Annotated in this window: 17 protein-coding genes; 11 read left to right on the top strand and 6 right to left on the bottom strand. The window is 62.0% G+C overall.

The genetic code is table 11. The annotated features are described in order from the left end of the window. Nucleotides 1–51 precede the first annotated feature (51 nt). Nucleotides 52–423 carry a translation initiation factor Sui1 gene (locus NMB39_RS25660; RefSeq protein ID WP_043049484.1) on the top strand — a complete coding sequence of 124 codons (372 nt, stop codon included), beginning with the start codon at nucleotides 52–54 and terminating at the stop codon, nucleotides 421–423. 142 nt (nucleotides 424–565) lie between these two features. Beyond that, nucleotides 566–2,479 (top strand): arginine decarboxylase, encoded by a 1,914-nt coding sequence (gene speA / locus NMB39_RS25655; protein WP_046070724.1) that lies wholly within the window; start codon nucleotides 566–568, stop codon nucleotides 2,477–2,479. A gap of 111 nt (nucleotides 2,480–2,590) precedes the next feature. Here speA and NMB39_RS25650 read toward each other — a convergent pair whose 3' ends face one another. Next, nucleotides 2,591–3,934 (bottom strand): MATE family efflux transporter, encoded by a 1,344-nt coding sequence (locus NMB39_RS25650; protein WP_198720026.1) that lies wholly within the window; start codon nucleotides 3,932–3,934, stop codon nucleotides 2,591–2,593. Nucleotides 3,935–4,232: 298 nt separating this feature from the next. On the opposite strand from NMB39_RS25650, the gene NMB39_RS25645 reads away from it, so the two are divergent. After that, on the top strand, nucleotides 4,233–9,131 hold the full coding sequence (locus NMB39_RS25645; RefSeq protein WP_494339900.1) for an alpha-2-macroglobulin family protein: 4,899 nt from the start codon (nucleotides 4,233–4,235) through the stop codon (nucleotides 9,129–9,131). A 136-nt stretch (nucleotides 9,132–9,267) separates the two neighbouring features. Here NMB39_RS25645 and NMB39_RS25640 read toward each other — a convergent pair whose 3' ends face one another. Beyond that, nucleotides 9,268–9,561 (bottom strand): hypothetical protein, encoded by a 294-nt coding sequence (locus tag NMB39_RS25640; protein WP_043049487.1) that lies wholly within the window; start codon nucleotides 9,559–9,561, stop codon nucleotides 9,268–9,270. A 91-nt stretch (nucleotides 9,562–9,652) separates the two neighbouring features. On the opposite strand from NMB39_RS25640, the gene pbpC reads away from it, so the two are divergent. The 6 genes from pbpC (at nucleotide 9,653) to NMB39_RS25610 (ending at nucleotide 16,505) form a co-directional block, all read left to right on the top strand. Then, the gene (pbpC, locus tag NMB39_RS25635) at nucleotides 9,653–11,983 is read left to right on the top strand and encodes a peptidoglycan glycosyltransferase PbpC (RefSeq protein WP_494339901.1); all 2,331 of its coding nucleotides are present in this window, start codon (nucleotides 9,653–9,655) and stop codon (nucleotides 11,981–11,983) included. 161 nt (nucleotides 11,984–12,144) lie between these two features. Next, nucleotides 12,145–12,453 carry a MazG-like family protein gene (locus NMB39_RS25630; RefSeq protein WP_003188211.1) on the top strand — a complete coding sequence of 103 codons (309 nt, stop codon included), beginning with the start codon at nucleotides 12,145–12,147 and terminating at the stop codon, nucleotides 12,451–12,453. After that, nucleotides 12,446–13,195 (top strand): methyltransferase domain-containing protein, encoded by a 750-nt coding sequence (locus NMB39_RS25625; RefSeq protein WP_056847058.1) that lies wholly within the window; start codon nucleotides 12,446–12,448, stop codon nucleotides 13,193–13,195. The genes NMB39_RS25630 and NMB39_RS25625 overlap by 8 nt, the downstream gene beginning before the upstream one ends. Before the next feature lie 24 nt (nucleotides 13,196–13,219). Beyond that, nucleotides 13,220–13,822: a DUF4136 domain-containing protein gene (locus NMB39_RS25620; protein WP_046070730.1), complete on the top strand. Its 603-nt coding sequence runs from the start codon at nucleotides 13,220–13,222 to the stop codon at nucleotides 13,820–13,822. Between the two features lie 44 nt (nucleotides 13,823–13,866). Continuing rightward, nucleotides 13,867–14,424: a DUF4136 domain-containing protein gene (locus NMB39_RS25615; protein WP_494339902.1), complete on the top strand. Its 558-nt coding sequence runs from the start codon at nucleotides 13,867–13,869 to the stop codon at nucleotides 14,422–14,424. 134 nt (nucleotides 14,425–14,558) lie between these two features. Next, nucleotides 14,559–16,505, top strand: a complete 1,947-nt coding sequence (locus NMB39_RS25610; protein ID WP_494339903.1) for a pilus assembly protein TadG-related protein — start codon at nucleotides 14,559–14,561, stop codon at nucleotides 16,503–16,505. Here the strand turns inward: NMB39_RS25610 and NMB39_RS25605 are convergent. Both NMB39_RS25605 and NMB39_RS25600 read right to left on the bottom strand, forming a co-directional pair. Then, nucleotides 16,490–19,228 (bottom strand): PAS domain-containing sensor histidine kinase, encoded by a 2,739-nt coding sequence (locus NMB39_RS25605; RefSeq protein ID WP_494339904.1) that lies wholly within the window; start codon nucleotides 19,226–19,228, stop codon nucleotides 16,490–16,492. The genes NMB39_RS25610 and NMB39_RS25605 overlap by 16 nt on opposite strands. Then, entirely contained in the window at nucleotides 19,225–19,662 is a 438-nt protein-coding gene (locus tag NMB39_RS25600; RefSeq protein WP_046070734.1) for a TadE/TadG family type IV pilus assembly protein, read from the bottom strand. Before NMB39_RS25600 ends, NMB39_RS25605 begins: the two co-directional genes overlap by 4 nt. Before the next feature lie 71 nt (nucleotides 19,663–19,733). On the opposite strand from NMB39_RS25600, the gene NMB39_RS25595 reads away from it, so the two are divergent. Both NMB39_RS25595 and NMB39_RS25590 read left to right on the top strand, forming a co-directional pair. Continuing rightward, complete coding sequence (locus tag NMB39_RS25595) at nucleotides 19,734–20,183, top strand: prepilin peptidase (RefSeq protein ID WP_057023350.1); 450 nt, start codon at nucleotides 19,734–19,736, stop codon at nucleotides 20,181–20,183. Nucleotides 20,184–20,307: 124 nt separating this feature from the next. Continuing rightward, nucleotides 20,308–21,090, top strand: a complete 783-nt coding sequence (locus NMB39_RS25590) for a response regulator transcription factor (RefSeq protein WP_198720031.1) — start codon at nucleotides 20,308–20,310, stop codon at nucleotides 21,088–21,090. A 140-nt stretch (nucleotides 21,091–21,230) separates the two neighbouring features. Here the strand turns inward: NMB39_RS25590 and NMB39_RS25585 are convergent, their stop codons facing one another. Together NMB39_RS25585 and NMB39_RS25580 are read right to left on the bottom strand one after the other, a co-directional pair. Next, nucleotides 21,231–21,503, bottom strand: a complete 273-nt coding sequence (locus tag NMB39_RS25585; protein WP_043049496.1) for a DUF3613 domain-containing protein — start codon at nucleotides 21,501–21,503, stop codon at nucleotides 21,231–21,233. Nucleotides 21,504–21,513: 10 nt separating this feature from the next. Beyond that, nucleotides 21,514–22,239: a hypothetical protein gene (locus tag NMB39_RS25580; protein WP_494339905.1), complete on the bottom strand. Its 726-nt coding sequence runs from the start codon at nucleotides 22,237–22,239 to the stop codon at nucleotides 21,514–21,516. Between the last annotated feature and the right edge of the window lie 6 nt (nucleotides 22,240–22,245).

The following is a 22,245-nucleotide window of genomic DNA, read 5'->3' as shown; positions in this document are numbered from 1 at the left end:
TTGCCCCTAGGCGCAGGCCGATCAGTCTTCATCCTCCGAAGAGGATTGCCGGTGGCCAAAAAAGCCGCATCCTTCGCCGCCCTGGGTGGCCTGGTATTTTCCACCGACGCAGGTCGACACTGCCCGGACTGTCGTCAGCCCGTGGACGCCTGCATCTGCAAACAGACCCTGATCCCCGAAGGCGACGGTATTGCCCGTGTGCGCCGCGAGAGCAAAGGCCGTGGCGGCAAGACGGTGACCACCATCACCGGCGTGCCCCTGGCTGAAGATGCGCTCAAGGAGCTGGCCACGACGCTGAAAAAGCGCTGTGGCACCGGTGGCGCGTTGAAAGACGGGGTCATCGAGATCCAGGGCGACCACGTCGAACTGCTGTTGGCCGAGTTGATCAAGCTCGGGTACAAGGCCAAGAAGTCCGGCGGCTGAAAGCCTCTTCCCAACCTGTATCTAAACTCTGTCCGGGGAGTGGGGTCTACCCTGCTCACAGGCAAATCGTCATTTTCATTCTTTAGACTGCGCCAGCCTCCTTGAGAGGTGGCGCCTTCGCCTTCATTTATAGGGGACTTCGATGTCCGTACGACGCACACGCAAAGACGATGGCAGCCAATGGACAGTTGCGGACAGCCGCAGTGTTTACGGGATTCGCCATTGGGGGGCCGGGTATTTCGCGATCAATGAAGCCGGTCGCGTAGAAGTCCGTCCGAACGGCCCGAACAGCACGCCCGTCGATCTCTACGAGCAAGTCGATGAGCTGCGCAAGAGCGGCCTGTCATTGCCGCTGCTGGTGCGCTTCCCCGATATCCTGCAAGACCGCGTGCGCCAGTTGACCGGCGCCTTCGATGCCAACATCGAGCGCTTGGAATACCAGAGCAAGTACACCGCGCTGTACCCGATCAAGGTGAACCAGCAGGAAGCGGTGATCGAGAACATCATCGCGACCCAGAACGTCTCCATCGGCCTGGAAGCCGGCTCCAAGCCTGAGCTGCTGGCGGTGCTGGCCCTGGCGCCGAAGGGCGGCACCATCGTCTGCAACGGTTATAAAGACCGTGAATTCATCCGCCTGGCGCTGATGGGCCAGAAGCTCGGCCACAATGTATTCATCGTGATCGAGAAGGAATCCGAAGTTGAGCTGGTGATCGAAGAGGCGGCGAGCCTCAAGGTCAAGCCCCAGGTCGGCTTGCGTGTGCGCCTGTCGTCCCTGGCATCGAGCAAGTGGGCGGACACCGGTGGCGAGAAATCCAAGTTCGGCCTGTCGGCGGCGCAGTTGCTGTCGGTGGTCGAGCGTTTCCGCGCTGCCGGCCTGGACCAGGGCATCCGCCTGCTGCACTTCCACATGGGCTCGCAGATCGCCAACCTGGCCGACTACCAGCACGGGTTCAAGGAAGCCATCCGTTACTACGGCGAACTGCGCAACCTCGGCCTGCCGGTGGACCATATCGACGTCGGCGGCGGCCTGGGCGTCGACTACGACGGTACCCACTCGCGTAACGCCAGCTCTATCAACTACGACATGGACGACTACGCCGGCGTGGTGGTGGGCATGCTCAAGGAATTCTGCGATGCGCAGAGCCTGCCTCACCCGAACATCTTCTCCGAAAGCGGCCGTTCCCTGACCGCCCACCACGCCATGCTGGTGGTGCAGGTGACGGACGTCGAGAAGCACAACGACGAAATCCCGCTCATCGAAAACAAGGAAAGCCTGCCGGAAACCGTGCAGTGGCTGGTGGACCTGCTGGGCCCGACCGACATCGAGATGGTCACCGAAACCTACTGGCGCGCCACTCACTACATGAGCGATGTGGCTACCCAGTACGCCGACGGCAAGCTGACCCTGGCGGAAAAAGCCTTGGCCGAACAGTGCTACTTCGCCGTGTGCCGCCGCCTGCACAACTCACTCAAAGCCCGCCAGCGCTCGCACCGCCAGGTGCTGGACGAACTCAACGACAAGCTGGCTGATAAGTACATCTGCAACTTCTCGGTGTTCCAGAGCCTGCCGGACACCTGGGCCATCGGCCAGGTCCTGCCGATCCTGCCGCTGCATCGCCTCGACGAAGAGCCGCTGCGCCGTGCGGTATTGCAGGACTTGACCTGCGACTCCGACGGCAAGATCAAGCAATACGTCGATGAGCAGAGCATCGAGACCAGCTTGCCGGTGCACGCCTTGAACGAAGGCGAGGACTACCTGCTGGGCATCTTCCTGGTGGGCGCTTACCAGGAAATCCTCGGTGACATGCACAACCTGTTCGGTGACACCGACTCGGTGAACATCTACCAGCGTGAAGACGGCTCGGTGTACAGCGCCGGGATCGAGACCCATGACACCATCGAAGACATGCTGCGCTATGTGCACTTGTCGCCGGAAGAGTTGATGACCCATTACCGTGACAAGTGTGCGAGTGCGAAGATCTCGGCGTCTGAGCGTACCCAGTTCCTGGATGCGTTGCGCCTGGGCTTGACCCGTTCTTCCTACCTGTCCTCGTAATATATGTGGGAGGGGGCTTGCTCCCGATAGCGGTGGATCAGTCAATGAATCTGTTGACTGACACTCAGCTATCGGGAGCAAGCCCCCTCCCACATTTGGATCTGCATTCCTTCAGTTTGCTCCCAGCCACAGCCCTTGCCGATTCAAGCGCCAGGCTATCGCCCAGAGTGTCAGGCTGCGCACCGCCATGAACAACAGGAAGGTTACCCACAGCCCGTGGTTACCCAGCCCCTGCAACGCCCAGGCAACCGGCAGCACCAACACCACCGTCAGCAACATCCCATTGCGCATTTCCCGCGCCCGCGTTGCGCCGATAAACAGGCCATCGAGCAAGTAACTCCACACCGCAATCAACGGCAGTACCGCGAGGTAAGGCAGGTAGATGTCGGCCGTTTCGCGCACGCTGGGAATGTCTGTTTGCATGGCGATAAACAGATGGCCGCCGAAGGTGAATAGCAGGGCGAAGCCGACGCTGGCGATCAGTGACCAGCCGCAGGCAACCACCAGCGAGCGGCGCAATGCCTGTCGGTCATGGGCGCCGATGGCGTGGCCGCACAGGGCTTCGACAGCGTGAGCCAGGCCATCCAGCGCATGGGCCGTCAACAACAGGCCATTGAGCAGCAAGGCATTGGCGGCGACCGTGGCATCCCCCAGCCGTGCGCCTTGCACCGTAATCATGAAGAACACCGACTGCAGGGCCAGGCTGCGGATAAAAATGTCGCGGTTGACCGCCAGCAACGGCCGCCAGCTCTGCCACAGTTTCAGCGCCGCCCAGGCGATATGACCGGGATAGGCGCGCAGGGCTTTTTGCGTGAGAGCCAGGCCGAGCAGGGCGCCGGTCCACTCAGCGATCACCGAGGCGCGCGCGGAGCCGACCACGCCCCAGTCCAGGCCAAGTACGAACCATAGATTCAGAACAATGTTGACCAGATTGGTGGTCAGCAAAATGGCCAGTGGCGCCCGAGCGTTTTGCGTGCCGAGGAACCAGCCGACCAGTGCGTAGCTGGCGAGGGCTGCCGGCAGGCCGAACAGGCGGGTGTGGAAGAATTCGCGGGTCAGTTGGTTCAGTTCAGGGGAGGGCTGCATCCATTCCAAAGCCAGATGGCTCAGGGGAATACCGACCGTACCCAGCAACGTCGCCAACCCCAGCGCCAGCAGCAAGCCTTGCAACAGGATCTGCCGCAGCGCCGCCCCATCGTTGCGCCCGGCGGCCTGGGCGGCGAACCCGGTGGAACCCATGCGCAGGAAACCCATGGCCCAGGCCAGGAAGGTATATAGGCTGGCGCCGACGGCCACGGCGCCGAGTTGGTGGGCGTGGGGCAGGTGGCCGATGACCATGCTGTCGACCAGGGCCACCAGCGGCACGGAGATATTCGACAGGATCATCGGCGCGGCCAGAGCCCATACGCGGCGATGGGTGGGGCGGTGGCGCCAGTCGGCGAGCAGGGCGGTCATGAAGGCTCCTTGGTGGAGCGGGCATTGTACCCGTCCACCAGTCGCGCCGCAGATCCATGTGGGAGGGGGCTTGCCCCCGATAGCGGTGTGTCAGTCACTGATATTCTGACTGAATAGACTGCTATCGGGAGCAAGCCCCCTCCCACATTGGATCTGCAGTGGCTGTGGGATTTGGTTTAGTCTGGAAGGCCCTCAGAACCAACCCTCCCTCCGTCGGTCAATGTGATCAGCGCCACAGCGGCTTGGCCTGCGCTGATATATAGTTCACCCCTCGGTTCCCTCTGACTATGAGTGCCCCATGCTTAACAAAGGACTGTTTCTCGCTTGCGCGCTGGCCCTGCTGAGCGCCTGTGATTCTTCCGATAAACCCGCTGCACCGACGGCTCCCCCCGCGCCAAGCGTAGCGCCTGCACCTGCCAAGGCGGCGGTGGACGTAGCGGCGTTGAAGCAGCGCTATGCCGGGCGTGAGCTGAGTGTGGTGGACGTGTCCGAAGTGCAATTGGATGGGGCCAGTACTTTATCGGTGAGCTTTTCCATTCCCCTGGACCCGGAGCAGAAATTCGCCGATAAATTGCACTTGGTGGACAGCAAGTCCGGCAAGGTCGATGGCGCCTGGGAGCTCTCGGATAACCTCATGGAACTGCGCCTGCGTCACCTGGAGCCGCAGCGCAAGCTGGTGCTGACGGTGGACGCCGGGTTGAAGGCGGTTAACGACAACCAGCTGGCCGCCGAATACACCGCCCGCCTGGAAACCCGCGACCTGCAAGCCACCGTCGGCTTCGCCAGCCGGGGTACGCTGCTGCCGACGCGCCTGGCCGAGGGCCTGCCGGTGATCGCGCTGAATGTCGACAAGATCGACGTCGAATTCTTCCGTATCAAGCCTGAATCCCTGCCGTCGTTCCTGGCGCAATGGGGGCGCAATACCAGCCTGCAAAGCTATGAGTCCCGGGAACTGCTGCCGATGGCCGACCTGGTCTACGGCGGGCGCTTCGACTTGAACCCGGCGCGCAATACCCGCGAAACCTTATTGCTGCCGATTGCCGGCCTCAAGCAGTTGCAGCAGCCGGGCGTGTACCTGGCGGTGATGCGTGCTTCGGGCACCTACAACTATTCGCAACCGGCCACGCTGTTTACCTTGAGTGATATTGGCCTGTCGGTGCACCGCTATGCCAATCGCCTGGATGTGTTTACCCAGGCGTTGGAAGGCGGCAAGGCGCTGAACGGCGTCGAGCTGGAAATCCTCGATGCCGAAGGCCGCATACTCGGTCAGGGCAAGACGCAAGACGGTGGCCACGCCGAGCTGGCGCTGCCGAAAAAAGCCCAGGTGCTGCTGGCAAAACTTGGTGAACAGACCAGCCTGTTGCGCCTGGATAGCGCCGCGCTGGACCTTGCCGAGTTCGATATCGGTGGGCAACCGTCCCACCCGTTGCAGTTCTTTGTGTTCGGCCCGCGTGACCTGTATCGCCCCGGCGAAACCGTGCTGCTCAATGCGTTGTTGCGCGACAAGGATGGCAACGCGGTCAAGCCGCAGCCGGTGAGTGTCGAAGTCCGCCGTCCGGATGAACAGGTGAGCCGCAAATTCGTATGGGAGGCCGATGCCTCCGGCCTCTATCAATACCCGCTGCAACTGGCCGCTGAAGCACCGACCGGGCGCTGGCAGCTGGTGTTCGACCTGGGCGATGGCAAGCCGCAGCTGTATGAATTCCTCGTCGAAGACTTCCTGCCCGAACGCCTGGCACTGGAACTCAAGGGCAGTGACACGGCGCTGAGCCCGGCTGATAACGCGGTTATCCAGGTCAACGGTCGCTATCTGTATGGCGCGCCGGCATCCGGCAATCGGGTCAGCGGCCAGGTCTATGTGCGCCCGCTGCGTGAAGCGGTAAAGGCCTTGCCTGGCTATCAGTTCGGCTCCGTCACCGAAGAGGAACTGAGCCAGGATTTCGAGTTGGACGAAAGCGTACTCGACGCCAACGGCGAGGAGGCGCTGACCCTGGAAAGCAAATGGGCCGAAGCCAAGTCGCCGCTGCAATTGATTGTGCAAGCCAGCCTGCAAGAGTCGGGCGGGCGGCCGATCACTCGGCGCCTGGTGCAGCCAATCTGGCCGGCCGAGCAATTGCCGGGCCTGCGCGGGCTGTTTGATGGCAAGGAAACCAATGGCGATGGCCCGGTGGAATTCGAAGTGCTGGTGGCCAACCAGGACGGGCAGAAACTCGCCGCGCAAGGCCTCAAGGTGCGCCTGGTGCGCGAGCGCCGTGACTACTACTGGAACTACTCCGACAACGATGGCTGGAGCTACCACTACAACGAGAAATTCCTCAACCTCGACGAGCAGACCCTGGACATCAAGGCCGGTGATACCGCCAAAGTCAGCTTCCAGGTGGAGTGGGGTCCTTACCGTGTAGAGGTTGAAGACCCGCAGACCGGCCTGGTCAGCAGCGTGCGTTTCTGGGCCGGCTACCAGGCCCAGGACAACACCGAGGGCGGCGCCGTGCGCCCCGACCAGGTCAAGCTGGCACTGGATAAACCCGCTTATGGCGACGGCGATACCGCCAACGTCACTGTCACCCCGCCGGCCGCCGGTAAGGGCTACCTGCTGGTGGAATCTGCCGAAGGCCCGCTGTGGTGGCAGGAAATCGACGTGCCGGCCGAAGGCAAGAGCTTTGCGGTCAAGCTCGACCCGAAATGGTCGCGCCATGATCTGTATGTGAGCGCCCTGGTGATCCGTCCCGGCGAGCGCAAAGCCAATATCACCCCCAAGCGCGCCGTGGGCCTGTTGCACCTGCCGCTGGACCGCACCCAGCGCAAGCTCGGCCTGACCCTCACTGCGCCGGAAAAAATGCGCCCCAAACAACCGCTGACGGTGAAGATCGCCGCCAGGAATGCCGATGGCAGCGTACCGAAACAGGTGCATGTGCTGCTGGCGGCGGTGGACGTGGGCATTCTCAATATCACCGAATACCCCACGCCCGATCCTTACTCCAGCCTGTTCGGCCGCAAAGCCTATGGTGTCGACCAGTTCGACATCTATGGCCAACTGATCGAAGCCGGCCAGGGGCGCCTGGCCAGCCTGGCATTTGGTGGTGACGCGGCATTGGCCAAGGGCGGCAAGCGCCCGGACACCAGCGTGACCATCGTCGCCCAGCAAAGCGCGCCGGTGACACTGAACGAAAAAGGCGAGGGCGAAGTCAGCGTCAACATCCCCGACTTCAACGGTGAACTGCGCCTGATGGCCCAGGCCTGGAGCGATGATCGCTACGGCATGGCCGAAGGCAAGACGGTGATCGCCGCACCGCTGATCGCCGAATTGTCGGCGCCGCGCTTCCTCGCGGGAGGCGACCAGACCACCCTGGCCCTGGATCTCTCCAACCTGTCGGGCAAGGCGCAGAAGCTCGATGTGCAATTGACCACCGAAGGGCAGTTGGAGCTGGTCAACGGCGGCGCGCAAGCGGTTGCACTCAAGCAAGGCCAGCGCACCACCCTGCGCATCCCGGTGAAAGCCTGGGGCGGTCTGGGCCAGGGCAAGATCAAGGTCAGCGTGAACGGCCTGGACCTGCCGGGGGAAAACCTGCCGCCGTTCAGTCGCGAATGGACCTTGGGTGTACGCCCGGCGTATCCGGCGTTGCTCAAGCACTACCGCGCAGTGCTCAAGGATCAGCCATGGAGCCTGCCCGCCGGTACGCTGGACCAGTTCGATGCCTCCGGACGTGAAGCGCTGTTGAGCCTGTCGAGCCGGCCACCATTGAACCTGGGCGCACAGATCAGCGCACTCAAGGCCTACCCTTATGGTTGCCTGGAACAAACCGCCAGCGGCCTGTACCCATCGTTGTATGCCGATGACGCACTGCTCAAGCGCCTGAGCATCAAGGGCGAGCCGGATGCCGAGCGTAAGCGCAAGATCGAGTTGGGCATCGAGCGCCTGTTGGGCATGCAACGCTACAACGGCAGCTTCGGTTTGTGGGGCGCCGACGGCGAGGAAGAATATTGGCTGACCGCGTATGTCACCGACTTCCTGCTGCGCGCCCGCGACCAGGGCTTTGCCGTACCGCCTGAAGCCTTGAAGAAGGCCAGCGAGCGCCTGTTGCGGTATGTGCAGGAGCGCAATCTGATCGAAGTCGACTACAGCGACAACGCCGAGCACACGCGGTTTGCCGTGCAGGCTTACGCCGGCATGGTGCTGGCGCGCAGTCAGCAGGCGCCGTTGGGAGCGTTGCGCAGCCTGTTCGAGCGGCGCAGCGATGCGCGCTCCGGGTTGCCGCTGGTGCAGTTGGCCATCGCCCTGCAGAAAATGGGCGATCAACCGCGTGCGGATCAGGCGTTGTTGGCCGGGTTGGCGGCACAGCGCAGTAGCAAAGAATGGCTGGCCGACTATGGCAGCCCATTGCGTGACCAGGCGATGATCCTGGCATTGCTGGAAGAGAATGACTTGGCCAAGGGCCAACGTGAAGAGCGTTTGTTCGCCCTGTCGGACCAGTTGGCCGCCAGCCCGTACCTATCGACTCAGGAGCGTAACTCCCTGTTCCTCGCCGGGCGCCTTGGGTTTGCCAAACCGGAAGCCAACTGGCAGGTGTTGCTCACCGGCAGCGGCGGGGCGCATGAGTTGAATAACCAGCAATCGACCCTGGCGTTGGAGGGCAAGCTGCTGTCCGGCGACCTGGCCTTGAGTAATCAGGGTGAAGCGCCGGTGTATCAGCAATTGGCGATCTCGGGTTATCCACAAGTGCCGCCGGCTGCCGGTGGCGAAAACCTGAGCATCCGCCGCGAATACCTGGGCATGGACGGCCAGCCGCTCAACCTGCGTAGCCTCGCCAGCGGCGACCTGGTGCTGGTGCACCTGGCCGTCAGCGCCAAGCAGCGCGTGCCGGATGCCCTGGTGGTAGACCTGCTCCCCGCCGGCCTGGAACTGGAAAACCAGAACCTGGCCCAAAGCGCGGCCAGCCTGGAAAACGCCAGTAGCCAAGTGAAGCAGTGGCGCGAGTCGATGCAGAACGCATCGCTCAAGCATCAGGAGTTCAGGGATGATCGTTATGTGGCGGCGATGAGTCTGGACGGTTATGGCACCACGCACTTGCTGTACTTGGCGCGGGCGGTGACGCCGGGAACCTATCGCGTGCCGCCGCCGCAGGTGGAGTCGATGTATCGGCCGAACTGGCAGGCGGTGGGCGAGACGCCGGTGGATATGGTGATCAAGGGCCGCTGATTGCTCAAGTTGAAATGGGGACTACTGTGGGAGGGGGCTTGCTCCCGATGGCGGTGGGTCAGTCAAAATGTCATTGGCTGACACTCAGCTATCGGGAGCAAGCCCCCTCCTACAAGGGGTTGGGGCTGTCAGTCAATCAGTGCACAACCCAACTGAGCAACCACAGGCCCAGCAGCAGCCAGATGATGCCCATGATGATCGAGGCGCGCATAAAGGCGCGTACCGCCGAGTACAGCAACAGCAGGCCGACGATCAGGGTGATGATGCTGATGATCGAGGTGTCCATGCCCAAGGTGCGCGACAGGCCATCGATAAAGTTGCCGCCGGCGTGGGTCAAGGCCCCGAACAACCCACTGAGTCCGTCGACGATGAACCGGATGACGGAGCCGAGCGCCTGGCCCAGCCATTCGAAAAAGCTTTCTACCTGCATGTGCGTGTCCTGAATAAGAAGGTGGGCGTGACTGTGCCTTTGGTCGTTATTGCCACAGGCTAGTTCCCTACAAGCATAGAGGTTTGCCCGCTTGAATTTGCGTTTTGTTGCCCGCTGGACCCTGGCGAGCCTGCTGTTGGTGATTGCCTTGCTGTGGCTGGCTGATCGGATCTGGCCATTGCCCTTGCCCCAGGACGATCTGGCCCGGGTGGTGCTGGCCGAAGATGGCACACCACTGTGGCGGTTTGCCGACGCCAATGGGGTGTGGCGCTATCCGGTGCATACCAGCGAAGTGTCGCCGTATTATCTCGATGCATTGCTCACTTACGAAGACCGCTGGTTCTACCAGCACCCCGGGGTCAACCCGTTGGCGTTGGTGCGGGCGACGTGGCAAAACCTCACAGGTGCACGGGTGGTCTCCGGCGGCAGCACCTTGTCGATGCAAGTCGCGCGCTTGCTTGACCCGCACTCGCGCACCCTGCATGGCAAGCTGCGCCAGCTGTGGCGCACTGCGCAATTGGAATGGCACCTGTCCAAGGACGAAATCCTCAACCTGTACCTGAACCGTGCGCCCTTCGGCGGTACGTTGCAGGGCGTGGCGGCGGCGAGTTGGGCGTACCTGGGCAAGTCGCCGTCCCAACTGACCCACGCCGAAGCCGCGTTGCTCGCAGTATTGCCCCAGGCGCCGAGTCGCTTACGCCCGGATCGGCATCCGCAGCGCGCCCAGGAGGCCCGCGACAAGGTGCTGCGCCGCCTCGCCGAGTTCAAGGTATGGCCGCAATCGGCGGTCGATGAAGCCCTGGAAGAACCGCTGCTGCTCGCACCGCGCCTGGAACCGAGCCTGGCGCCATTACTTGCGCGCCGCCTTAACCGTCCGGACAGCCCGCCGCTGATCCGCACCACCCTGGATGCCACCTTGCAACGGCGTCTCGAAGACCTGCTGCTGGGCTGGCGCGCACGGCTGCCGGAACACACCTCGGCAGCGATCCTCGTGGTCGAGGAAGAAAGCATGGCGGTGCGCGCCTACCTGGGCTCGGTGGATATCAACGACACCAGGCGCTTTGGCCATGTGGACATGATCAGCGCGCTGCGTTCGCCCGGCTCCACGTTGAAACCCTTCCTGTATGGCATGGCCCTGGACGATGGCCTGATTCACTCCGAGTCGCTGTTGCAGGACGTGCCCCGGCGTTATGGCGATTACCGGCCGGGCAACTTTTCCATGGGCTTTACCGGGGCCGTGCCGGCGAGCACGGCCCTGTCCAGCTCGTTGAACCTGCCGGCGGTGCAATTGCTGGAAGCCTACGGGCCCAAGCGCTTTGCCGCGCAGATGCGCATCGGCGGCATGCCGCTGGCATTGCCGGCGCTGGCCGAGCCGAACCTGGCGCTGATCCTCGGTGGCGCAGGCAGTCGCCTGGAAGACCTGGTGAGCGGCTACAGCGCCTTGGCCCGCGACGGCAAGAGCGCCACCCTGCGACTGCAACCAGACGACACGCTCAGGGAACGGCCCCTGCTGTCACCCGGGGCGGCCTGGATTGTGCGGCGCATCCTCAGCGGCCAGGCACGGCCTGATCGAGACCCGCGTGCCGAGCTGGTGCAACGCCCGGTGCTGGCGTGGAAAACCGGCACCAGCTATGGTTTTCGCGATGCCTGGGCGATTGGCGTAGGGCCGCGGTATTTGATCGGCGTGTGGATCGGTCGGCCGGATGGCACGCCAGTGCCGGGCCAGTTCGGCCTGGCCTCGGCAGCGCCGTTGATGTTGCAAGTCCATGACGTACTGACCAACCGTGACAGCCAGCGCGGCATCAGTGCGCCGGTCAAACCGGTGCCGGCGAATATCGGCGTGGCAGCGATCTGTTGGCCCCTGGGCCAGCCCATGGCCCGCAGCGACCCCAATTGCCGGCGTCAGCGCTTTGCCTGGACCCTGGACAACACCACGCCGCCGACCTTGCAGGCACTGGACCAACCCTTGAGTGTGGGCTTGATGGAAAGCATCTGGGTCAACGCCAAGGGTTTGAGGGTCGACGCCCATTGCCCAGGCGCACAGGCCAAGCATATTGCCCTGTGGCCGGCGCCGCTGGAGCCCTGGTTGCCAAGGATCGAGCGCCGCGAGGCGCGCATCCCGGCACCGGACCCGGACTGCCCGCCACCGGCGCTGGCTGCGTCGTCGCCGTTGTCCATCGTCGGCGTACGCGAAGGCGACCAACTGCGCTTGCCGGCTGCCAGCCAACAAACCCTGCGTCTGAAAATCTCCGCCCTGGGTGGCAGCGGTCGGCGCTGGTGGTTCCTTAATGGCGCGCCGTTGGGTGATAGCGCCAATCAGGACAGTATCAGTGCCAGTTTCGAGCGGTTGGGCCGCTATCAGCTAAGCGTTCTGGATGAGGCTGGGCAAACCGCCAGGCTTGAGTTCAGCGTTGTTGATTAGGGCCTCATCGGGGGCAAGCCCCCTCCCACATTTTGAAATGTATTCACAAATCAAAGTGTGGGAGGGGGCTTGCTCCCGATGGTGGCCTTGAGCACACCACCGCTATTCACTTGCCTTCAATCCCCATCCCCCTGAAGCTATACCCATTCAGGAGCCCCCGCATGAACCTTGAACACCTCACCGAACGCCTGCACCGCATCCGCGATACCAACGACTGGAAACAATTCCACAGCCCGAAAAACCTGGCCATGGCCGCCAGTGTGGAAATGGCCGAACTGGTGGAAATCTTCCAGTGGCTTACCGAAGACCAGTCCCGCCAGCTGCCCGCCGATAAACTTGCCCATGCCGGCCAGGAAGTCGGCGATATCGTGTTGTACCTGCTGTTGTTGTGCAGTGAGCTGGGTCTGGACATGAACGAAGTCGTGCGTGCCAAGCTGGCCGACAGCGAGCGGCGGTTTGCCCATGAGTGATCGTCATTTCGACCAGTTGGCCACGCGTTTCGCCGAAAAAATCTACGGCGGGGCCAAGGGCGCGATTCGCCTGGCGGTGCTCCAGGCCGACCTGGCCGAGGCCTTGCCGCAGCGCCCGTTGCGCGTGCTGGATATCGGCGCGGGCCTGGGGCATATGTCGCTGTGGCTGGCCGAGCGCGGCCATCAGGTAACCTTGGCCGAGCCCGCCGCGCCGATGCTTGAAGGCGCGCGCCAGCGCTTTGCCGACGCCGGCCAGACCGCGACGTTTATCCATGCGCCGTGGCAAGACTTGCTCGGCCTACTCACCGAGCCTTACGATCTGGTGCTGTGTCATGCAGTGCTGGAATGGCTGGCCGAACCCCATGCCATTTTGCCGGTGCTGCACCAATTGACGCTGCCCGGCGGCTGGTTGTCCCTGGCGTTCTACAACCGTGATGCGTTGATCTACCGCAACCTGCTCAAAGGCCACTTCCGCAAAATGCGCAAGAACGACATGGCCGGTGAAAAGCAGAGCCTTACGCCGCAACAGCCCCTCGACCCACGGGAGTTGGCGGCGCAACTTGAAGGGATGTGGCAGGTCGAAAGCCAAAGTGGCGTGCGGGTGTTTCACGACTATATGCCGGTAGAATTCCAGGCCCGCGCCGATTTGCAGGACTTGTTGGAGATGGAGCTCGCTCACCGTCGTCACCCAAGCTTTGCCGGACTTGGGCGTTATTTGCACTGGGTCTGCCGTCCGGTTTAAGCGGACCAGCCTGCGGAGGTCGAAATGCGTCGTCTCTGTTTGATCCTGTTATCCCTCGGCCTGGGCGCGTGTTCCAGCCCCAACCCCTACGTCGCCTCGTCGGCACCGATGCCGCCGGCCCCGGCCCAGGCGGCCACCACTTTTGATGCCAGCGCTTACCCGGCGCCAGTGCGCGATTATGGCGCCTACCGCAGTTGGGGCTGGCTCAACGGCCAGTTGCCTGCGGGCACGGCCTGGGCCGATTCGGCGCAGATTGCCGAGGCGGTCAGCGGCGCCCTCGACCAGCGTGGCCTGCGGCCCTTGCATGACAAGCGTGCCCCCGACCTGTTGGTGAGCGCCGACGTACGCCTGGAGAAACGCCTGCGCCAGGTGCAGGATGACTATGGCTACGGTTACGGCGGTTATAACCGCTACGGCAACGGCTATGGCATGTACAACAGCGTGCCCGTAGTGCGCACCTATGAAGTGACGGTGGCAGTGGCGCGTATCAGCCTGTTCGACGCCCGCACCCGCCAGCCGGTGTGGAGCACCAGCGCGGAAACTACCAGCCAGGGCAGCCTGAGCGAGCGCGCCGACAGCTTGCGCAAGGCGATGCAGAAAGCAATGGCTGCCTATCCGCCCAGTTAGCAGCTATTCTCATTTCAGGCTCACGTTGTTTTTGGAGAAGTGCCATGTTTCGTCGTATCGCTGCACTTGCTGTCGTTGTGTTGCTGGGCGGTTGCCAGAGCAACCAGGTCAATCACGATTTCGACGCCCGCCGAGACTTCGGCGCCTACCGCAATTGGGCCTGGAAAGACCCGGCGTTGCAGTACCGCCCGGATGATCCGCGAATCAAGAGCGACCTTACCGAGCAACGCATCCGCCAAGCCGTGGGCGAACAGCTTGACCAGCGCGGCCTGCGCCCCGCAGCGGCTGGCACCAAGGCCGACCTGAATGTGCAGGCCTACCTGATCGTCGAAGACCGCCAGCAACAGGTCACCACCAATTATGGCGGCGCTTGGGGCGGCCCCTGGAATGGCTACTGGGGCGCGCCGATGTACAACGAAACGCGCAACATCACCTACAAAGTGGCAACCATCCAGATCGATCTGCTCGACGGCAAGGACGGCAAGTTGGTATGGCGCGGCAGTGACGAGCAAATGATGGCCAGCACGCCTAATCCAGAGGACCGCAGCAAGGCTATCCGCAGCACTGTGACCAAGATCCTCTCCAACTACCCACCGCACTGACCGGCGCCCCCTCCAACATGTTCCAACATTCACGGGGTCTCCGTCAGTCGCCAATATGGCGAGTTGCCAGCAACCTGCCAGAGCCTTGTCTACACTCCAGCACAACACCGGAGAGTTAGCGCAGGAGTGCTTTGATGTCTCCCCGATTCGGTTCCAGGCAGCGTGGGGCGATTGGCTTGATGACGGCAGGCACCTTGGCCTTGGCCCTGGTGTTTACGCTGCTGGCGGTCGACAGCGGGCGTTTGTACCTGGAAAAACGCAAGCTGCAGTCGGTCGCCGATACGTCGGCGCTGGAAGCGGCTGGCCTCGGTGGTCAGTGCGGCACCAACACCACGGCCAACGCTTATGCCACGCAAAACGCCTCGCGTAACGGTTTCGTGGTCGGCAATGGCCGCACCCTGGCTGTGACCTGCGGCACCCTGGCAACCAATGCCGCCAACACCCGCGTGTTTACCGCCGATGCTACCAAGAGCGACGCGATTCGCGTAGTGGCCTCCCACACCGTGATGACCAGCATCGCCAACGGCTTGTGGAACCTGTTCAGTGGCGCGCCGATCACCCCGCAGATCAACCTGAGCGCCACTGCCGTAGCGGCTACACCGCCGCCGGTAGCGCAACTGACGATCCGCAGCAGCCTGGCCAGCGTCGACTCAAGTAAATCCCCTCTGCTTAATCTGGTCATGGGTAACCTGCTCGGTGGCAGCCTGTCGCTCACGGCGGCGAGTTGGAACGGCTTGCTGCAGACCAACGTCAACCTGCTCGGTTACCTCGACCAGTTGGCGATCGACCTGAACGTGAAGGCCGGCGATTACGATGCGCTACTCAGCACGGCAGTCTCCGCCACCCAGTTGATCGACGCCGCGGTCAAGGTCTTGCAGAAAAATGGCGCGGCGGTCACCGCGGTTATCAATGACGTGATTTCGATTGAAGCCATTGCGCCGAACACCAAGCTGTTGACGGTGGGCGACCTGATTGATATTGCCACCGGCACCCCGACGGCGGCGCTGAATTCCAATGTGCAGCTGTTTCAATTGCTCGAAGCCGTGGCGCAGCTATCTAGTAGCAAGAACGCCGTGGGTGCGGCGGCGCAGCTGGCTATTCCGCTGGTGGGCAATGTGTCGATCCAGACCAAAGTCATCGAGCCACCGCAGTTGTCGGCCATTGGCAATCCGGCGTTGGCGAAGAAGGGCTTGTTGAAGAACCCGCCGACCGATCAGATCTTTGTGCGCACCGCACAAGTGCGTACGTTGGTGTCCATTCAACTGCCCGTGTTGAATGGCATTAATGGACTGACGTCTGCGGTTTCCGCCATCACCACTCCGGTGACAGGTGTCGTAAATAACTTGTTGCATTTGAATTTGGTGAGCCTGCTGGATCCAGTGTTGTGCCTGATATTGAAGCCTTGTGATCACACCGATCTTCAGTTGTTGAGCGGCCTGGATATCAATATCGAGGTGGCGAGCGCGAGAAGCCATGTCACGGATTTCAATTGTGCGAGCAATGCGACGAAATCGCTGACTGTTCAGGTTGAGACTGCGCTTGCAGATGTTTCTGTAGGAAAAGTGGATGCGGCGCAGGCCTTTTCCTCCGCAGTAAAATCTGAAGTGAATCCAGTAGCCCTCGTGGATATTGGCGTACAAACCTGCAAGGGAATATTTGGCTGTGGTCCGCGTAAGGCAGGCGTAGGCGGTAGCTTATCCCTATCCGTCGTCCATGCGACCGTGGGAGGGACGAGTCAAAGTCTGCTGTTTTCTCCGGTCAACGACATGACTCTGGCGCCTACCTATAAGTCTGTTCCTCCCTCGACAGAGGTGGTCAAAGGGCTGGTCAATACATTGGGGGCGATCCAGGTAAATTATGTTGCCCCAACGGGTAGTGCCCCTGGCGGCGTCCTACCGGCTGTGTCGGGTTTACTCGCGACCATTACCAATACGCTGGTAACCGCGATCAAAAACGTTTTGTCGCCAGTACTCGACCCGATTGTGGATGGCTTGTTAAGTGCACTGGGCATCAACCTCGGCAACGCCGAAGTCGGTGCCAACCTCACCTGCCACATGGGTCGGGCTTATCTGGTGATTTGAACCGGTACGATGGGCAACTCCACGCAGAATTTCGCGCCTGCTTCGCCATTGCTGACGCTCAGGCGTCCGCCCATGTTTTCCACGATCCCATAGCTCACCGAGAGCCCCAGCCCGGTGCCCACACCGATTGGCTTGGTGGTGAAGAACGGCTCGAAAATCCGTTCCAGTAAACGCGGGTCAATTCCGCCGGCGTTGTCTTCGACCCAGATGCGTACGTGGCGGCTGTCATGCTCGCTGTGCAGCGCAATCCAGGGGCGCAGCCCAGGGTCCTTTTCCCGCTGGCTGAGCAGCGCGTCGCGGGCGTTGACCATCAGGTTGATCAGTACCTGCTCCAATTGATCAACGTGGCCTTTGACCTGCACCGAGAAGTCCGCCGGGGTGATGCGTACTTCCACGCCCTTGCCGCGCAAGCCTTCGCTGAGCAGGGCCAAGGTGCCCTCCAGCGCCTGCGCCGGGTCGAAGGGTTGCTGTTCGATTTCCGAGCGGCGGCCGAAGACGCGCATGTGGTCGACCACCCGTGCCGCGCGTTGCACCTGTGCGTCGATGCGCTGGAGTTTTTCCGTAAGGTAGTCCACTTGTACATCGCCATTGCCCAGGCGCTTGAGCACGTTGACGACGGCCATGTGCATCACGTTCAGCGGTTGGTTGATTTCATGGGCAAGGCCAGTGGCCATTTCGCCGAGGGTGGCCATTTTTGCGCTTTGGGTCAGTTGTTGCTGGGAGCGACGCACTTCGGTGTTGTCGCGGCCCACGGCCTGCACTTCCAACAAGGTGCCGTGTTGATCAAACACGCCACGGTCCGACCACACCCACCAGGCATGCTTACGCCCAGGCAGTTGCAGGCTGATTTCAGCCGTGCTCACCGGGAATTCCGGGGTCAGCCGCGCAATGCGCTGCACAAAGGCGGCGCGCTGTTCATCCGACAGCCATTGGCCCAGGTCGATGCCGGGTAGTTGGGCGGGCAGGCATTCCAGGTAGTTGGCCAGCGGCGTATTACCGAAGGTCAGGATCAGGTCGGGGCGGTAGCGGCAGATCATTGCCGGCGAGTCCTCCACCAGGATGCGATAGCGCTCCTCACTCTGACGCACCTGTTCAGCGGCCAGGGTCGCCTCGGTCACGTCCAGCCACAAGCCTACGGCCTCCACCGGCAGCCCGAGGTCGTCGCGCAACAGTTTGGCTTCGTCGAGCAGCCAGTGGTAGTGGCCCTGTTTGTCACGCAGTCGGTAGCGGCTGCGCACGTTGCCTTCGCGTAGCAATTGGCGAGTGCGTTCAAAGTAGAGTTCGCGGTCGTCGGGGTGGATCAGCGCCGCCAGGGTGTCGAGGTTGCAGTCGGCCAGGGTCCAGCCCAGTAGTGGTAGCAGGCTGTCGCTGAAAAACGCCGGATGCAGCGCGCCGTTGACGTAGCGCTGCACATAGATCACCGCCGGTGAGCTGGCGATCAGGTTGTCCAGGCGCGCATGGGCAGCGGCGGCTTGCAGTTGCTGGTTCTTGATGTCGCTGATGTCGAGCATGAAACCGATCCAGCGTCGCTCATTGCCAACTCCCAGCACTTGTCCCTGTATGCGGTACCAGAGGGGCGCCTGCTCGGCCTCCGTACGCTGCAGGCGCACGCTGGTCAGCAAGGGTTTGCCCAAGGCTTGCAGGTCTTGCAGGCGACTGTTGAGGGCCTGGCGGTCGGCCGGGTGGATCAGTTCAAGCCAGGTGCCAAGGGCTTGGCGGGTGGGGCCTTGCTCCAGGCTCAGGTTGCGCAGCAATTGTGGCGCCAGCTGGATTTCCTGGGTGGCGGGCAACAATTCCCACCAACCGGTGCCGAGCAGGCCTTGCAGGGCTTCCAGCCGTTCCAGTTGCTGGTGATGACGTTGTTCACGCAGGCGACTGAGCAGCGGGGCGGCGAGGGCCGCACATAAGTTGAGCCAATCGCGCTCGCGGGTGTGTTGCGCCTGTCCACTATAGAACCCACACAGCAACCACGCCGCGACACCCTGGCTGTCGCGGTAAGGCACCAGGAAGCCATCGGCATTGCCAAACACGCTGCGTAGGCGCGGGTTGTCGCTGCGGCCCTGGGCAATGTCCAGGCTCAGCGGCGTGTTGCCGTTGATGCTGTCCAGGCTGGTGCCCAAGTGTTGCCCGGTTTGCCACAGGGCTGGCGCATCATGGGCGGCATATTGACTGTAGATGCGCCAGCCTTGGTCCTCCTCGTCGAGCAGCACCATGGCCACGCACGGCATGCGCCAGCGCTGAGCGACGGTGCGCAGGTGCTCGTTGAACACCTGGGGTAGGCGGTTGAGGCTGCACACGCGCAATTGTTCGTTCATCAGGCCGGTGATTTGATGGTTCTGTTCGCGCTGCTGTTCCAATGCCCGGTCGGCCAGCAGGTCAGTAATATCCAGCAAGTGCAGGGCCCAGCCGTCGCCCTCGGGCTCCATCCAGCCGCGGGTATGCAGGACCTGGCCGCCGGCACCCTGAAAGTCCAGGTCCAGGCCGTGGCGTTGCCATTGCTGCGGTGTGCCCTCGACACTCAATGCGCTGCTGGCACACAGCAAGGCGTGCAACGGCGGGGTGTTTGTGTGGGTGAAGTGCTGGGTGAGCAAGGGATGCAAGGTGCCGGCGATGCTCAGCACATGGCCCAGGTTGTCCAGCTGCAGGTGCAGGCCCAGCGCGGGCATCGCTGGTGCGCTGTGGCGCCCGCGCAGGCGCGCGAACAGTTTATCCCCTGCCGTCAAAACTGCAGGCTCGAGGTGGCGGTGAGGTTGGCGGGCAAGTTCGGTACGCTGCCAACCCCGGGCAGTACCAAGGCCGGCAGCACCGCTTTGATATTGGCCGAGGGGTAGGTGATTTTTACCGTCAGCAAATTATTGGTGTAGGTGGCAGTGATGTAGCCGGGCAAGAACTTCAACGAGCCGGGGATCCAATTCAATTGGGCCTGCGCCGCATCCTTGGCGCGCTGTACCACCAGTGCCGAATAGCCTGCGGTACTTGGGTCCAGGGACACACTGCGGCGCACACCCTCCGCTGCCGCCTGATGAAAGGACTGCATCAACAGCAGTGGCAAGCTGTAGCTGAGCATGCCGTAGAACACTGCAAAGAAGATCACGAAGACCAAGGCAAACTCGATGGCCGCCGCACCTTTTTGCTTTCTCGGGAAGCCTGATTTCATCACTGCGTCTACCCTGAGGCGAGTACCTGATATCAGCATAGAATTATTCGACAAAAAGGGATGTTTTTTACGTGATCCAGAATGCAGTGATTCTGCTGTGGTTGGGCCTGTGTGCGGTGCAGGATATTCGCCAGCGCCAGATTGCCAATACGCTGACCTTGGGTGCTGGTTTGCTGGCGTTGATCTACCTGCTGTGGGCAGGGTCGACTTGGGTCGGTGCGCCCCGCAGCGAAGGCGGCCTGGCCTTGGTTCTGGCGCTGATACTGACCCTGCCCGGGTATGCGTTGGGCCGCTTCGGCGCGGGGGATGTGAAGCTGCTCGCCGCCCTGGGCCTGGCGTCCAATATCGACATTCTGTTGGGGTCGCTGATCGGCGCCGCGGTCGCCATGCTGGCCTGGACATTTGTGCATCAAGGGCTTAGCTCGAGCCAGTTTGAGCGGGCAGAAAAAGTGTCAAAAAAACAGCCTTTTGCGCCTTTCGTTTTGACAGGTTTCGTCGGGTGTTGGCTTTGGATCCATTAAGCGCGCGCGTTGAATAATGCTATGTACATAGTCAGAAAGTACGTCTACGTTTAATGAGTAGTTGTATAGGATTTTTCGTCAAAAAGGATGGGTCCTCTTTGGCTTGCCAGGCATGGAGTAGCGCGTGAACAAGCTCACATCTGCGGTAAAAGTGCTCGTGGTCGACGATCAACCTTTGATCGTGGAGGAGCTCTGTGAATTTCTCGAAAGCAGCGGGTACCGTTGTGTCCCGTGTGAGTCCAGCCAACAGGCGATCCAGCGCTTCGGCGATGACCCCTTGATAGGCCTGGTGCTGTGTGACCTGCATATGCCGGACATGGACGGCATCGAGCTGGTGCAGGCCCTGCAGCAGGTTGCCGGCAAACATCGTGCGTTCGAAGCGATCATGCTTACAGGGCGTGCCGACAAACAGGATGTGATCAAGGCCCTGCGCGCGGGGATCGCCGATTACTACCAGAAGCCGATCAATCTCGATGAGGTGCTCGAAGGCCTGAAGCGCCAGGAAGCGGCCTTGGAGGAACGGCAAAAAGACCTGCAACTGGGCACGCTTAACCAGAAGTTGCAGTACCTGTCCGAATCCATCAACGACTTGTATATGGACCTGGACAAGGTGCGTCGCAACCCACCCAAGGATACTGACGGCGAGCCGCTGGCCGATGACTCCGGGCCATTGGAAATCCCGGCAATCTTCAACCAATTGTCACCGCGCCAGCTGGATGTGGCACGCCTGGTGGGAAAGGGCCAGACCAACTACCAGATTGCCTGTGAACTGGGAATCACCGAGAACACGGTCAAGCTGTATGTGTCCCAGGTATTGCGCCTGACCCATATGCACAACCGTACCCAGTTGGCGCTGGCGTTGTCGCCCAGCAACTCGGCGATGCGCCAGCGGGTGACGGCGCACTGAAGGTCCAGCGCCTGCGCTAATAATGTAGGAGCGAGCTTGCTCGCGAAAAACGTCAACGATAACGCGTGAATCCTGCATAAACGCGGTGTCGTGGGGTTCTTCGCGAGCAAGCTCGCTCCTACAGTGGGATATAGGCTTGGTTATTTGCTCCCGCCCTGTGCCGACCCACCCACCTTCTGATCAAAGAACTCCGGGATCGGATGCTTGTTGCTGTCCAGCCAGCGCTTGAGTGCCTGCTCGCGTTCTGCCGGCGTGGTCTTCTGCGGGTTGGCCGAGGCTGCGCGGCCGCTTAGCTGCAGCGCCATCCAGTTTTCGGTTTCCGCTTGCCGTGGGGAAGATGGCCCGGCTTCGATGGCCGATGCCATGAGCGGCAGTGCCAACACGGCGAGGCCAGCGAGGTAATGGATTTTCATCATCGACTCCCTATTTCACAGGCACCGGCAGCGTGTCGCTGACCGTCGCGACCTGGTCTTTGGCTGAACGCACCGGTACCGTGCGTGAACCCTTGAGTTGTTGTGCCCGCGCCTGGGCTTCGGTGACCTGCTCGGGGCTCAGTCCGAGTTGGCCGACCACTTTTGCGGCCTGTTCCCAGTTGTCCTGATAAATCAGCAAGGTCACCAGGTTCAACGCCGCCAATTGATCGCTCTGCTTGAGCTCGATGGCGGTCATGAATTCGAAACGGGCGTCTTCCAGGCGCAGTTGATCGAGGTACACCACGCCCAGGTCATTGCGGATTTTCTCGTCGGTGGGCGTCAGCTTTGCAGCACGTTGCAGGTGCGCCATGGCCTGGCCGTTGTCGCCCCTGGCCGAGGCCAATTGCCCCAGGCCGTGCTCGCCATCGGCAGCCAGGCAGGTGCCCAACAGGCTGCGGTACAGCGGCTCGGCCTCGCTGCGCCCGAGCAAGCGATAGGCACGGGCCTGGCGCTGGCGCACCTGGGGCAGGGCATTGGGCAGGTTCTGCAGGTTGGCCAGGCTGGCGTGCAGCTTGCCTTCGTTGGCCATGTCATCGGCCAGGTTCAATGAAAGCTCCTGGTCCGAGCTGGGCTTGGGGCAACCGCCGGGCTGCAGCAATCCGGCCCATGGAACCTGGCTATTGCTGGCACAGCCGCCCAGCATCAGCAGGCTCAAGGCGACAATCAGTGGCTTCATGGCAGG

This window comes from Pseudomonas sp. FBCC-B545 (genome assembly GCF_059134095.1).
The sequence above is the reverse complement of the archived record's forward strand: the minus strand, read 5'-3'. Positions and strand labels throughout refer to the sequence as shown.